Origin of the sequence: Streptomyces graminofaciens (assembly GCF_030294945.1) — a bacterium.
Classification (GTDB): Bacteria; Actinomycetota; Actinomycetes; order Streptomycetales; family Streptomycetaceae; genus Streptomyces; species Streptomyces graminofaciens.
Genome location: NZ_AP018448.1, coordinates 8,173,999 through 8,187,702 on the forward strand (window position 1 = coordinate 8,173,999; position 13,704 = coordinate 8,187,702).

The following is a 13,704-nucleotide window of genomic DNA, read 5'->3' on the forward strand; positions in this document are numbered from 1 at the left end:
GTGATCGACGGGCCGTGACTGGCGCGCTGGGATGGGACCGACCATCGGGGAGCGGCCCGCGCAAGATGAGTGCCGTGCGCCTGGGCCGTACCGTGAACGCTGAACGCAACGTCCGGAGGTCCCCATGTCAGCCGAGCCCCTCTCCACCGAGTCCACCGCCTTCCGCAGTGCTCTCGACGTGATCCGCGCCGTCGAGCCGCGCGTGGCAGACGCCATCGGCCAGGAGGTCGCCGACCAGCGCGAGATGCTCAAGCTGATCGCCTCCGAGAACTACGCCTCCCCGGCCACCCTCCTGGCCATGGGCAACTGGTTCAGCGACAAGTACGCCGAGGGCACCGTCGGCCGCCGCTTCTACGCCGGCTGTCGCAACGTGGACACCGTCGAGTCCCTTGCCGCCGAGCACGCCCGCGAGCTCTTCGGCGCCCGCCACGCCTATGTCCAGCCGCACTCCGGCATCGACGCCAACCTCGTCGCCTTCTGGGCCGTCCTCGCCGACAGGGTCGAGGTCCCCTTCCTGGAGAAGACCGGCGCCCGCCAGGTCAACGACCTCTCCGAGGCCGACTGGGCCGAGCTCCGCCAGGCCTTCGGCAACCAGCGCATGCTCGGCATGTCCCTGGACGCCGGCGGCCACCTCACCCACGGCTTCCGCCCGAACATCTCCGGCAAGATGTTCGATCAGCGCTCCTACGGCACCGACCCCGCCACCGGCCTCATCGACTACGAGGCCCTGCGCGCCTCCGCCCGTGAGTTCAAGCCGCTGATCATCGTCGCCGGCTACTCCGCCTACCCCCGTCTGGTGAACTTCCGGATCATGCGCGAGATCGCCGACGAGGTCGGCGCCACGCTCATGGTGGACATGGCGCACTTCGCGGGCCTCGTCGCCGGCAAGGTCCTCACCGGCGACTTCGACCCGGTCCCGCACGCCCAGATCGTCACCACGACCACCCACAAGTCGCTGCGCGGCCCGCGCGGCGGCATGGTCCTGTGCGACGACTCCCTCAAGGACCAGGTCGACCGCGGCTGCCCGATGGTCCTCGGCGGCCCCCTCCCGCACGTCATGGCAGCCAAGGCGGTAGCCCTGGCCGAGGCCCGGCAGCCGGCCTTCCAGGACTACGCCCAGCGCATCGTCGACAACTCCCGAGCGCTGGCGGAAGGCCTGATGCGCCAGGGCGCGACCCTCGTGACCGGCGGCACCGACAACCACCTCAACCTGATCGACGTCGCCACCTCCTACGGCCTCACCGGCCGCCAGGCCGAGGCCGCGCTGCTCGACTCCGGCATCGTCACCAACCGCAACGCCATCCCGGCCGACCCGAACGGCGCCTGGTACACCTCCGGCATCCGCATCGGCACGCCCGCGCTGACCACGCGCGGTCTCGGCATCGCCGAGATGGACGAGGTCGCGGGCCTGATCGACCGCGTCCTGACCACGGCCGAGGCCGGCACCACCAAGTCGGGTGCGCCCTCCAAGGCCTCCCACGTCCTCGACGAGAAGGTGGCCGAGGAGATCGCCCAGCGGGCGACGGACCTGGTGGCGGGCTTCCCGCTGTACCCCGAAATCGACCTCGGCTGATCGACGCCCGCAGGGGCGGCCAACCTGAAAGGGGCGCGGGGCCGCATTCATCTGCGGCCCCGCCGCGAGGCGCGACCAGCCACAACGGTCCGCGGTCCCCACACACCGAAACCACTGCCCACCTCTCGGGCCAATGTCCCTCTCACCCTCTGAGAGAATGGTGAGCATGGCTTCTGACCGACCCCGCGTGCTCTCCGGAATCCAGCCCACCGCAGGCTCGTTCCACCTCGGCAACTACCTGGGCGCCGTGCGCCAGTGGGTGGCCCTGCAGGAGTCCCACGACGCGTTCTACATGGTCGTCGACCTGCACGCGATCACCGTCGCGCAGGACCCGGCCGACCTGCGGGCCAACACCCGCCTCGCCGTCGCCCAGCTGCTCGCCGCCGGTCTCGACCCGGAGCGGTGCACGCTCTTCGTGCAGAGCCATGTCCCCGAGCACGCCCAGCTCGCCTGGATCATGAACTGCCTCACCGGCTTCGGCGAGGCCTCCCGCATGACCCAGTTCAAGGACAAGTCCGCCAAGCAGGGCGCCGACCGCGCGAGCGTCGGCCTCTTCACGTACCCGATCCTCCAGGTCGCGGACATCCTGCTGTACCAGGCCAACGAGGTCCCGGTCGGCGAGGACCAGCGTCAGCACATCGAGCTCACCCGTGACCTCGCCGAGCGCTTCAACGGCCGCTTCGGCGAGACCTTCACGATCCCCAAGCCGTACATCCTGAAGGAGACGGCGAAGATCTACGACCTTCAGGACCCGTCGATCAAGATGAGCAAGTCGGCGTCGACCCCGAAGGGGTTGATCAATCTGCTCGACGACCCGAAGGCCACCGCCAAGAAGGTCAAGAGCGCCGTCACCGACACGGACACGGTGATCCGCTTCGACGCCGCGGAGAAGCCGGGCGTCAGCAACCTGCTGAGCATCTACTCGACCCTCACGGGGACGGGTATCGCGGAACTCGAGCAGCAGTACGTCGGCAAGGGCTACGGTGCGCTCAAGACGGACCTCGCCGACGTCATGGTCGAGTTCGTGACGCCGTTCCGGGAGCGCACCCAGCAGTATCTGGACGACTCGGAGACGCTCGACTCGATCCTGGCCAAGGGTGCCGAGAAGGCGCGTGCCGTAGCCGCGGAGACGCTCTCCCAGGCGTACGACAAAGTCGGCTTCCTCCCCGCCAAGCACTGATCCGTACCACCGCGCGCCCTGAGCCCGGGCCGCACCACCGCAGAGCGCCGCACATCACTCCGGCTGCGCCTGCCCCCGGCACCGCCATGGCCGTACAGTCGATAGCCGGTGCCGCCCCGACGGCCGACCGACGCACGACCACGAACGACACAGCGCACGACACGACGAAGGAGACGACGTGGGGACCGTAACGATCGGTGTATCGATCGCGGTCCCGGAGCCGCACGGCAGCCTGCTCCAGGAGCGGCGCGCGGGCTTCGGCGACGCCGCGGCTCACGGCATCCCCACGCATGTCACGCTGCTGCCGCCGACCGAGGTCGAGCAGGCTGACCTGCCGGCGATCGAGGCGTACCTCGTCCAGGTCGCGGGCACCGGGCGCCCCTTCCCGATGAGGCTGTCCGGCACGGGGACCTTCCGCCCGCTGTCACCCGTCGTGTTCGTGCAGGTCGTCGAGGGGGCCGAGGCCTGCACCTGGTTGCAGAAGCAGGTCCGGGACGCGTCGGGTCCGGTGGCGCGCGAGCTGAACTTCCCGTACCACCCGCATGTCACGGTGGCGCACGGCATCGCCGAGGAGGCGATGGACCGGGCGTTCGAGGAGCTCGCCGAGTTCGAGGCCGAGTGGCCCTGCACCGGGTTCGCGCTCTACGAGCAGGGCTCCGACGGGGTGTGGCGCAAGCTCCGCGAGTACGCCTTCGGGGGGTCGGTCGTGCCGCCGCAGGCGGGGGCGCCGGTGGAGGACACGACGCTGCCGGCGCACTGATGTACTGAGGGGCGCGCGAGGGCGCCCCACCCCGGTGAGTGACTGTTACATCGGCAACCTTCGGAACACCGACCTCGGCGCGTGCCTCAGTACCGACATCACCAGCCTCAGTGCCCCCGGCACCCACACCGTCTCCGACCGGCGTCGCAGGCCCAGCTCGATGGCTGTCGCCACCGCCTCCGGGGTGGTGGCGAGGGGGGCCTCCGGCAGGCCCGCCGTCATGCGGGTGCGGACGAAGCCGGGGCGTACGACCATGACGTGGACGCCGGTGCCGTGCAGGGCGTCACCGAGGCCCTGGGCGAAGGCGTCGAGGCCGGCCTTGCTGGAGCCGTAGATGAAGTTGGAGCGGCGGGCGCGCTCACCGGCCACCGAGGACAGCACGACCAGTGAGCCGTGGCCCTGCGCCTGGAGGGCACGCGCGCAGACCAGGCCCGCCGAGACCGCGCCCGTGTAGTTGGTCTGGGCGACCCGCGTGGCCGCCAGCGGGTCGCGTTCGTCGCCCGCCTGGTCGCCGAGTACGCCGAACGCGAGCAGCACCATGTCGATGTCGCCCTCGGCGAAGATCTTGCCGAGGCCCGCCTCGTGGGACTCGGGGGCGAGCGCGTCGAAGGCGACGGTGTGCGTGTCGGCGCCGAGCCCGCGCAGATGCGCGGCGGCCGCCTCCAGCTCGGGCGACGGGCGGCCCGCCAGCCACACGGTGCGGGTACGGCGGGCGATCAGCCGGCGCGCGGTGGCCAGCGCGATGTCCGACGTACCGCCGAGGACCAGCAGGGACTGGGGGGTGCCGAAGGCGTCCTTCATGGCGGCTCCTTGGGGGGAAACGAGGGCGGGGTTCGTGGGGTTCACAGGCTCAGGCGTCGCGCCAGGTCCGAGACGAACACCGCGCGTGGGTCCAACTCCCGGCGCAGTTCGCGGAACTCGTCGAGCCGGGGATACATCGCGGCCAGCAGTTCGGGGCGCAGCCGCGCGTCCTTGGCCAGGTACACCCGCCCGCCGGCCGCCGCCACCTCCTCGTCCAGCTCGTCCAGGAAGGCGTCGAGGCCGGGCAGGCCCGCCGGGATGTCCAGGGCCAGGGTCCAGCCGGGCATCGGGAAGGACAGCCAGCCGGCATCGCCCTCGCCGAACCGCTTCAGGACGGCGAGGAAGGAGGGGCAGCGGCGCGTCGAGATCCGGTCCACGATCCGGCGCAGAGCCTCCTCCCGGCCGTAGCCGACGACGAACTGGTACTGCACGAAACCGGACCGACCGTAGATCCGGTTCCAGTGGGGGACCCCGTCGAGGGGGTGGAAGAAGGTGGCGAGCCGCTGCAGTTCGCCGGTGCGGGAGCGGGGTGCCCTGCGGTACCAGAGCTCGTTGAAGAGGCCGACGGTCGTACGGCCGAGGAGGCCCTCCGGGACGAAGGAGGGGGCGGCCGGGAGCCGCGAAGTCCGGAATTCCAACGGACTCGGGTGTCCGTCCCTCTCGGCAGAACGTGCTCCACGCGCGCGCGTGCCCCACGCCCACCCTGCGGTCCGGAGCGCCTCCCGTGGCGCGTGGTCGCCCCGGGTCAGTACCGCGCGGCCGGTCGACGCGCCCCGGGCGAGCAGGTCGATCCAGGCGACGGAGTAGCGGTAGTAGTGGTCCGTGGCCGCGAGGCGGGCGAGGAGGTCGTCCAGGTCGGTGGCGCGTTCGGTGTCGACCGACATCCACGCCGTCTCGACGGGCAGCAGCCGTACGGTCGCGCCGAGGATCACACCGGTGAGGCCCATGCCGCCCGCCGTGGCGTCGAAGAGCGGGGTGCCGGGGCGCACGGTGTGGATCTCCCCGTCCGCCGTCAGCAGCTCCAGCGACAGCACATGGCGGGCGAACGACCCCGACACATGGTGGTTCTTGCCGTGGATGTCCGCCGCGATGGCGCCGCCCACGGTCACCTGACGGGTCCCCGGGGTCACCGGCACGAACCGGCCCAGCGGGAGCAGCACCTCCATCAGCCGGTGCAGCGACACGCCCGCGTCGCAGTGGACCGTGCCGGCGTCCGCGTCGACCGTGCGCACCCGGTCCAGGCCCGTCATGTCCAGCACGGCGCCACCCGCGTTCTGCGCCGCGTCCCCGTACGCCCGTCCGAGCCCCCGGGCGATCCCTCCGCGCGCTCCGAGCGCCCCGCACGCCCGCACGGCGTCCGTGGCCTCCTCGTACGTACGTGGACGGATCAGCCGGGCGGCGGTCGGGGCGGTGCGGCCCCAGCCGGTCAGGGGCACCGTGCGGGTGGAGGGGGGTGTGGGGGCTGGCATGCTCGCGACCGTATCGCCGCACATCGCCGGCAAAGGGGCGTAAGGGCGTGGCTCTTGTGGTGCCTCACCGAAATGGGTGATTAATGGGATGTCGTTCAAGATTGCCGTAATTCATCGGCGGTTGCCTAGAAGAGTGACATCACATGGACGATGTTGACGTTGCCGATGGCGTTCTCGACCTGGACCGGCGGCTGCTCTTCGCGCTCCACACCTGCGGCGCGGACCCGTGTGTGGCGGCCGCCGCGCGCGCTCTGTCGCGGGCCGGGGAGCACGCCGTGGTGTGGCTGGCCGCCGGGCTGACGGGCGCCGCCGTGGACCGGGAGCGGCGAGGCGCCTGGCTGCGGGGGACGGCGCTGACCGCCGGTGCGCACCTGGCGAGCATGGCCGTCAAGAGAGTCGTACGACGGCCGCGGCCCGCGCTGGTGGAGCCGCTGGTCCGCACCGCCGGACGCCACTCCTTCCCCAGCTCGCACGCGAGTTCGGCGGCGGCCGCCGCCGTGGCGTACGGCGCGCTCGGCCTCCCGTACGTGGCCCCGCTCGCCGCCGCGATGTGCGTCTCGCGGCTGGTGGTCGGCGTGCACTATCCGTCGGACGTGGCGGCGGGCGTGGCGCTCGGGGTGGCCACGGTGCGAGTGGGGGCGCGGTGGATGAGGGGGGACGCGTACCGGGGGCTGTCGGGTGGCGCGGGAGGGCAGGCCCTGCCGGTGGCCGGGGGCGGGGGTGGTGGGGGAGCGGGGCCGTGCAAGGGCGGCGCGAGACGCCGGGGGCAGGGGCAGGGGCAGGGGCAGGGGTAGAGGCCGGGGGCGGCTCGTTGGGGGTGGGGGCGGGGCACGGCGCAGCGCCCGGGGTGGGGACGACGGGGCAGGGTGCGCCGGGGGTGGGGACCGGTCAAGGCCACCGGGAGGTGGGAGCCGGCCGAGGCCCCCGGGAGGTGGGAGCCGGCCGAGGCCCCCGGGAGGTGGGAGCCGGCCGAGGCCCCCGGGAGGTGGGAGCGGGCCGAGGCCCCCTGAAGATGGGCACCGGTCGAGGTCCGCTGGGCGGCGAGGTCGGTCATGGCTGAGCGCACGGTCGTCCGGCAGCGCCCGGCGGCCCCCGGTGCGACGCCGTCGAGGACCGGCCTGGCCCGCGCCCTTCTCCGGACCGCCCGCCCCCGCCAGTGGGTCAAGAACACCCTGGTCGTCGCCGCGCCCGCCGCCGCCGGAGAGCTCTTCACACCTCGCGCCCTCACCCAACTCCCCCTCGTCTTCGCCCTGTTCACGGCCTGTGCCGCCGCCGTGTACCTCGTCAACGACGCCCGCGACGCCGAGGCCGACCGCGCCCACCCCGTCAAACGCCACCGCCCGGTCGCCGCCGGACAGGTGCCCGTGCCGGTCGCCTACGCCGTCGGCGGCACCCTCGCCGTCATCGCGCCCGCGACCGCCGCCTGGCTCTGCCCGCCGCAGGCCGCAGCGCTGCTCACCGCCTACCTTGGGCTCCAACTCGCCTATTGCGTCAGCCTCAAGCACGTCCTGGTCGTCGACCTCGCGGTCGTCACCACCGGGTTCCTGATGCGGGCGATGATCGGCGGACTCGCGCTCGGCATCCCGCTGTCGCGCTGGTTCCTGATCACCACCGGCTTCGGCGCGCTCTTCATGGTCGCCGCCAAGCGGTACTCCGAGGCCGTGCAGATGGCGGGCCGGGCCGGGGCCACGCGGGCGCTGCTCACCGAGTACACGGCCGGATATCTGCGCTTCGTCTGGCAGTTGGCCGCCGGGGTCGCCGTGCTCGGCTACTGCCTGTGGGCGCTGGAGGAGGGCGGGGTGCCCAGCACCAGCCTGCTGCCGTGGCGGCAACTGTCGATGGTCGCCTTCATCCTGGCGGTCCTGCGGTACGCCGTCTTCGCCGACCGGGGCACCGCCGGCGAACCCGAGGACGTGGTCCTGCGCGACCGCGCGCTCACCCTGATCGGGGTGGTGTGGCTGGCCATGTACGGGCTGGCGGTGGCGGACTGGTGAGCGGCCCTCTTACGGGTACCCGGGCATCGGGCAACCTTGAAGAGGGCAGAGTCGGATCATGGACTGGCTGAAGAAACTCCCCGGGGTCGGCCCCGTGGTCGAGCGGCTGACGGCGACGCACGCGTGGCGGTCGTACGAGCGGCTGGAGCGGGTCAAGTGGACGCGACTGGCCGCGGCGATGACCTTCATCAGCTTCCTGGCGCTGTTCCCGCTGCTGACCGTCGGCGCGGCCGTGGCCGCCGCGACGCTCACCGAGGGCCGTCGGCAGGATCTGGAGGAGAAGCTCACCGAGCAGGTCCCCGGCATCTCCGACCAGCTCGACATCGGGAGCCTCGTCGACAACGCCGGCACCGTCGGAATCATCGCGGGCGCCCTGCTGCTGTTCACCGGTATCGGCTGGGTCGGCGAGATGCGCGGCTGTCTGCGCGCGGTGTGGGAGAAGCCGGACTCCGACGAGAACCCCGTGCTGGCCAAGGCCAAGGACGCGGGTGTGCTGGTCGGGCTCGGTGGCGCGGTCCTCGTCTCGCTGGCCGCGTCCGCCGTGGCGTCGTCGGCGGTCGGCTGGTCCGCCGACCGGCTGGGCATAGACCGGGACGGCTGGGGCGGCGTACTGCTCCAGGCCGCCGCCTTCGCCGTCGCCGTACTGGCCGACTTCCTGCTTCTCCTCTACGTCCTCACCCTGCTCCCCGGCGTCCAGCCGCCCCGCCGCCGACTCGTCGTCGCCGCGCTGCTCGGCGCCGCCGGCTTCGAGCTGCTGAAACTGCTGATCAGCGGCTATATGCAGGGCATCGCGTCGAAGAGCATGTACGGGGCCTTCGGCGTCCCCATCGCCCTCCTCCTGTGGATCAACTTCACAACGAAGCTGCTGCTGTTCTGCGCGAGTTGGACGGCGGAGGGGAGCAAGGAGGAGCCGCCGGACCAGGAAGGGGCGCGGGGAACCGCGCGACCAGCCACAGACGACCCGCGGCCCGCAGCCGACAGCGACTAGACGGACGCGTCCGTCAGGCAGACGCTTCCGTCAGGCAGAGACGGGTCCGTCAGGCAGCCGGGCCCGTCAGACGGACGCGTCCGTCAGGCAGACGCTTCCGTCTCCTCCTCGGCCTTCTTCCGCCGCGACGGCCACCGCCGATTGACCAGGAACCCCCCACCGGCCACCAGCACCAGCACACCCCCAGTGATCCCCAACGCGGTCCCGACCCCGCTCGCCCCGCCGGAGGCACCCGCGGCAACCGCCTTGCCGGAGGCGGTCGCGGACGGGGACGCCGTAGCCCCCGACTGAGCATCGGCGTCGGCCGGCTCACCCGAGGCCTCCGCCCCCTTCGGCGGCACCAGTTCACCCACCGGCTCGACCTTGCCGGAGGCCTTGAAGCCCCAGTCGAGCAGGGCGGCGGTCTCCTTGTAGACCTGGTTGTGCTCGTTCTTCTCCGGGTGCATCACGGTGACGAGCAGCACCCTGCCGTCGCGCTCGGCGACCCCGGTGAACGTGGCACCGGCGTTCGTCGTGTTCCCGTTCTTCACACCCGCGATGCCCTGATACGGGTCGAGACCGCTGTCGCCCGTCAGCAGCCGGTTGGTGTTCTGGATCTCGAAGGACTCGCGGGTCTTCTTGCCCTTCTTGCTCTTCTTCGTCTCTCCCGGGAACTTCGCCCGCACTGTCGAGCAGTACTCCCGGAAGTCCTTCTTCTGCAGGCCGGAACGGGCGAAGAGGGTCAGGTCGTACGCCGACGACACCTGCCCCTTCGCGTCGTAGCCGTCCGGGCTGACCACGTTCGTGTCGAGGGCCTGGAGCTCCTCGGCGTGGGCGTTCATGTCGGCGACGGTCTGCTTGACACCGTTGTTCATGGCCGACAGCACATGCACCGCGTCGTTGCCGGAGCGAAGGAAGACGCCGAGCCACAGATCGTGGACCGTGTACGTCTCGTCCTCCTTTATGCCGACCATGCTGGAACCCGCGCCGATGCCCTCCATGTCGGAGGTGAGGACCTTGTGCTTCTCGTCCTTGTTGAACTTCGGCAGCAGAGTGTCCGCGAACAGCATCTTCAGCGTGCTCGCCGGGGCCAGCCGCCAGTGCGCGTTGTGCGAGGCCAGCACATCGCCCGACTCGGCGTCCGCGACGATCCACGAACGGGCGCTGATGTCCTTGGGCAGCACGGGCGCGTCACTGCCGATGTTCGCCTGCGTGCCCGGCTTGCCGAGCAGGGCGCCGCCGAGGGTGGACATGGTCGCCGGGGGCGTCGCGGTCGGCGAGGCGCTCGAACTCGGCGACGGCTTGGCCGCGAAGGCCGGGGTGGCCGTCATTGAGAAGGACAAGAGGGCGGCTGAGGTGACCAGCAGGGGGCGCCTGACGGTCTTCTTGGAGGCGGGCACGATCGAGAAAGTACATGGCTCCGACCGGTACATCCCACCGCGGCCCTCGGTGGCGCCCACACTTGTGTTCACGCCCCCGCTCACGCCCCCGCTCATGTCTCCGCTCAAGTCCGCGCCCCCGTGCGTACCCCGGCGCGAAAGGCGGGCGGCCGACGGCGATACTGAACGCATGAAGCTCAGCCGCCCCGTCTCCTGGTTCCTGCTCGCCTTCGGGGCGTGGAGCTGGGTCATTTGGGTCACTTTCGTTAAAAATCTATGGAAGGACGGCAGCGGCCTCGCGTTCGACGACGCGGGAGATCCGACGGCGTACTTCTGGGTCCATCTGACGCTCGCCGTCGTCTCCTTTGTTCTTGGGACGGTCATCGGGGTCATCGGGTTGCGCGGCCTGCGCGCCCTCCGCCGGTCCGCTTAGCGCCGAAACGCCCGGAGCAACCGGAGTATCAGGAGCAACAGGAGTCACGCCGTGATGGCCATCGTCTTCGTCCTTGTAGCCGTGCTCGTGCTGGGCGCCTTCGGTGCCCTCCACTGGTATGCGTGGCGTCGCCTGGTGCGCGACACGACACGCGGGCCGGGCCTCGCCCGTCGTGTGGGCACCGGGGTGTTCATCGCCGGCCCGGTCCTGCTGTTCGCCGCGTTCGCGGCGGAGCGGGGCGGCGCCCCCTTCTGGCTCCAGCAGACACTGGGCTGGCCGGGCTTCATGTGGCTGGCCCTGGCGCTGTATCTGCTGCTGGCACTTCTGGCGGGGGAGGTCGTACGACCGCTTGTACGCCGGTTGGCCGAGCGGCGGGCGGGGGCGGCGGTTCCCGTGGTGGCCCCGTCGGAGGTCCGCAAGCCGGAGCCGGTGCCCGCGGGGGCGGGCGAGCCCGAGCAGGTGGCGCCGGAGACAGTGACGGAACCCTCCGTCCCGGCCGCCGTCGATTCCGTCCCGGCCGCCGCCGACCCCTCCCGGCGGCTCTTCGTCTCCCGGGTGGTCGGCGGTGCGGTCGCCGCGGCGGCGGTGGGTACGGTCGGCTACGGCACCTACGGCGTCGTACGCGGCCCCAGGATCAAGCGGGTCACCGTACCGCTGGCCAAGCTTCCGCGCGCGGCGCACGGTTTCCGGATCGCGGTGGTCAGCGACATCCACCTGGGCCCGATGTTGGGCCGTGGCTTCGCCCAGAAGGTCGTCGACACGATCAACTCGACCCAGCCCGACCTGATCGCGGTCGTGGGCGACCTGGTCGACGGCAGCGTGAAGGACCTGGGCCCGGCGGCGGCGCCCCTGGCCGACCTGAAGGCCCGTCACGGTTCGTTCTTCGTCACGGGCAACCACGAGTACTTCTCGGGCGCGGAGCAGTGGGTGGAGAAGGTACGGGACCTGGGGTTGACCCCCCTGGAGAACGACCGCACCGAGCTGCCGTACCTGGACCTCGCGGGCGTCAACGACGTGGCGGGCGAGGACGAGGGCCAGGGCCCGGACTTCAAGAAGGCACTGGCGGACCGCGATACCTCGCGCACGGTGGTTCTACTGGCCCACCAGCCCGTTCAGATCCACGACGCGATCGACTACGGCGTCGACCTGCAGCTCTCCGGGCACACTCACGGGGGCCAGCTGTGGCCGATGAACTACGTCGCCCAGGCCGCGAATCCGACACTGGCGGGCCTGGAAAGGTACGGCGACACGCAGTTGTACGTCAGCCGCGGGGCCGGCGCGTGGGGGCCGCCGGTTCGGGTGGGGGCACCGTCCGACATCACCGTGGTGGAGCTGGCTTCCAGGAAGGCCTAGTCGCGGCCTCGTCCCGCTCCAACTCACTGTTCACTTCCGCTACTTCAGAAGAATCTATAAGAAGCCGGACGGACTCATTCCGCCATCGGTAAGTTATTTATTAACTCAACAAAATCCCTCTTCCCCCGGCGGAAACCCCTGTGGTTGGGTGATCGACGCCACCGCGGAACCACTGAGGAAGATGTGCCGGGTGGGACCTGGGGAGGGGAGCCGATGCTGTCGGTTCGCGTGCGGGTTACCGCGTCGTTGCTGGTGTTGGCGGCGGCGGGCGTGGGCGGCTGGCAGTTGATGCCGGCGCAGCAGAACCTGAACAGGACGATCACGGTCGGTACGACGGACTCGATCACGTCGCTCGACCCGGCCGGCGCCTACGACGCCGGGTCCTGGGCCCTGTTCAGCAATGTGTTCCAGACGCTGCTGACCCTCGAACCCGGCGGCTCCGAACCGGTGCTGGACGCGGCACAGAGCTGCGCGTTCGCGGGCGACGCGCTCACTGTCTACCGCTGTGTGCTGCGCCCGGGCCTGAAGTTCCCGAGCGGCCGCGAGATGACCGCCGCCGATGTGAAGTACTCCTTCGACCGGGTCAAACGCATCAACGCCGCTGTCGGCCCCGCCTCCGTCCTCGACACCCTCGACTCGGTGAACGCGGACGGGCGGACCGTCACCTTCCGGCTCTCCTCGCCGGACGCCACGTTCCCGTTCAAGCTGACCACCGGCGCGGGCGCGATCGTGGACAGCGCCAAGTACCCGACGAACGCGCTGCGCACGGACGACGGTGTCGACGGTACGGGACGGTATGTCCTGTCCTCGTACGAGAAGGACGGGCAGGTCCGGCTCGCGCCCAACGACGCGTACCAGGGCGCGGCGCAGGGCAGTGGCACGCCCGTCCTCATCCGTTACTACAAGGACTCCGAGGCGCTGGAGAAGGCCTGGCAGGCGCGGAACGTCGACGTCGTCACCCGGCAACTCCCGCCCGCCGTGCTCGCCGAGCTCTCTCCCGGCGACCCCGACCAGCGCGTCACCGAGTCCGACAGCGCCGAGACCCGCAACCTCGTCCTCAACGTCCGCCCCACCTCACCGCTCCAGGACCGCCGCGTACGCCAGGCGATCGCCTCGCTCATCAACCGCGAGAAACTCGTCACCGAGGTGTACGACGGCACCACCGAACCCCTGTACTCACTGATGCCGACCGGCATGACGGGCCGTACGACCTCCTTCTTCGACATGTATCCGAAGCCCGACCCCGAGCGGGCCCGCGAACTGCTCCAAGCGGCCGGGGTGAGCCTCCCGGTGCGCTTCACCTACGGGTTCGCCAAGGGCCGGGGGGCCGCCGAGGCCGAGTCCACCGAGCTGAAGAAGCAACTTGAGGCCGACGGGCTGTTCGAGGTGACCACCAGGGCGTACGAGTGGACCGACTTCCAGCAGCGTTACGCCAAGGGGGAGTTGGACGCGTATGCCGTCGGCTGGGTCGCCGACTACCCCGACCCCGACACCTTCGCCGGGCCGCTCGTGGGCACGGGCGGTGCCATGAACAACGGCTACAGCAGCAAGGAGGTCGACCGGCTGGTCCAGGACAGCCAGCGGTACGGCGACCGCAGCGGGGCCGTGGGCGATTTCGGCACTCTGCAGGACATCATCGCCCAGGACGTGCCGCTCGTGCCTCTGTGGCAGCGCAAGGAGTACGTCATCAGCAGTGAAGAGGTGGGTGGGGCGCAGTATCTGTCCGACGGGACGGGGGTTTTCCGGCTGTGGCAGTTGCATTGGTTGTGACGGCGTCCCCCTCAAGCCGTCGCCC

11 protein-coding genes, 1 pseudogene and 1 riboswitch are annotated in these 13,704 nt (G+C 70.9%); of the genes and pseudogenes, 9 read left to right on the top strand and 3 right to left on the bottom strand.

Annotated features, from left to right (window positions below; genetic code table 11):
• Positions 1-4: 4 nt before the first annotated feature.
• Positions 5-93: riboswitch (ZMP/ZTP riboswitch) on the top strand.
• Between the two features lie 31 nt (positions 94-124).
• The 3 genes from SGFS_RS35945 to SGFS_RS35955 all read left to right on the top strand — a co-directional run bounded on the left by SGFS_RS35945 (position 125) and on the right by SGFS_RS35955 (position 3,513).
• Positions 125-1,573, top strand: a complete 1,449-nt coding sequence (locus tag SGFS_RS35945; protein WP_286256327.1) for a glycine hydroxymethyltransferase — start codon at positions 125-127, stop codon at positions 1,571-1,573.
• 166 nt (positions 1,574-1,739) lie between these two features.
• Positions 1,740-2,753, top strand: coding sequence for a tryptophan--tRNA ligase (gene trpS / locus SGFS_RS35950; protein ID WP_286256328.1), 1,014 nt, complete (start codon positions 1,740-1,742; stop codon positions 2,751-2,753).
• A gap of 178 nt (positions 2,754-2,931) precedes the next feature.
• Positions 2,932-3,513: a 2'-5' RNA ligase family protein gene (locus SGFS_RS35955; RefSeq protein WP_286256329.1), complete on the top strand. Its 582-nt coding sequence runs from the start codon at positions 2,932-2,934 to the stop codon at positions 3,511-3,513.
• Between the two features lie 45 nt (positions 3,514-3,558).
• Here SGFS_RS35955 and SGFS_RS35960 read toward each other — a convergent pair whose 3' ends face one another.
• Together SGFS_RS35960 and SGFS_RS35965 are read right to left on the bottom strand one after the other, a co-directional pair.
• The gene (locus SGFS_RS35960) at positions 3,559-4,314 is read right to left on the bottom strand and encodes a decaprenylphospho-beta-D-erythro-pentofuranosid-2-ulose 2-reductase (protein WP_286256330.1); all 756 of its coding nucleotides are present in this window, start codon (positions 4,312-4,314) and stop codon (positions 3,559-3,561) included.
• A 41-nt stretch (positions 4,315-4,355) separates the two neighbouring features.
• On the bottom strand, positions 4,356-5,783 hold the full coding sequence (locus SGFS_RS35965) for an FAD-binding oxidoreductase (protein ID WP_286256331.1): 1,428 nt from the start codon (positions 5,781-5,783) through the stop codon (positions 4,356-4,358).
• Between the two features lie 143 nt (positions 5,784-5,926).
• Between SGFS_RS35965 and SGFS_RS35970 the strand changes: the two are divergent.
• The 3 genes and pseudogenes from SGFS_RS35970 to SGFS_RS35980 all read left to right on the top strand — a co-directional run.
• Positions 5,927-6,439, top strand: a pseudogene (locus tag SGFS_RS35970) (phosphatase PAP2 family protein); the annotation flags it as partial.
• 396 nt (positions 6,440-6,835) lie between these two features.
• Positions 6,836-7,777, top strand: coding sequence for a decaprenyl-phosphate phosphoribosyltransferase (locus tag SGFS_RS35975; protein ID WP_286256332.1), 942 nt, complete (start codon positions 6,836-6,838; stop codon positions 7,775-7,777).
• A 58-nt stretch (positions 7,778-7,835) separates the two neighbouring features.
• The gene (locus SGFS_RS35980; protein ID WP_286256333.1) at positions 7,836-8,765 is read left to right on the top strand and encodes a YihY/virulence factor BrkB family protein; all 930 of its coding nucleotides are present in this window, start codon (positions 7,836-7,838) and stop codon (positions 8,763-8,765) included.
• 83 nt (positions 8,766-8,848) lie between these two features.
• Here SGFS_RS35980 and SGFS_RS35985 read toward each other — a convergent pair whose 3' ends face one another.
• Complete coding sequence (locus tag SGFS_RS35985; RefSeq protein ID WP_350284042.1) at positions 8,849-10,144, bottom strand: D-alanyl-D-alanine carboxypeptidase family protein; 1,296 nt, start codon at positions 10,142-10,144, stop codon at positions 8,849-8,851.
• A gap of 169 nt (positions 10,145-10,313) precedes the next feature.
• Here SGFS_RS35985 and SGFS_RS35990 point away from each other — a divergent pair, with 169 nt between their 5' ends.
• From SGFS_RS35990 to SGFS_RS36000, 3 genes are all read left to right on the top strand, one after another.
• Positions 10,314-10,556, top strand: coding sequence for an SCO4848 family membrane protein (locus tag SGFS_RS35990; RefSeq protein ID WP_286256335.1), 243 nt, complete (start codon positions 10,314-10,316; stop codon positions 10,554-10,556).
• A gap of 54 nt (positions 10,557-10,610) precedes the next feature.
• Positions 10,611-11,909, top strand: a complete 1,299-nt coding sequence (locus SGFS_RS35995) for a metallophosphoesterase (RefSeq protein WP_286260240.1) — start codon at positions 10,611-10,613, stop codon at positions 11,907-11,909.
• Positions 11,910-12,122: 213 nt separating this feature from the next.
• Positions 12,123-13,679: an ABC transporter substrate-binding protein gene (locus SGFS_RS36000; RefSeq protein ID WP_286256336.1), complete on the top strand. Its 1,557-nt coding sequence runs from the start codon at positions 12,123-12,125 to the stop codon at positions 13,677-13,679.
• The last annotated feature ends 25 nt before the right edge of the window (positions 13,680-13,704 follow it).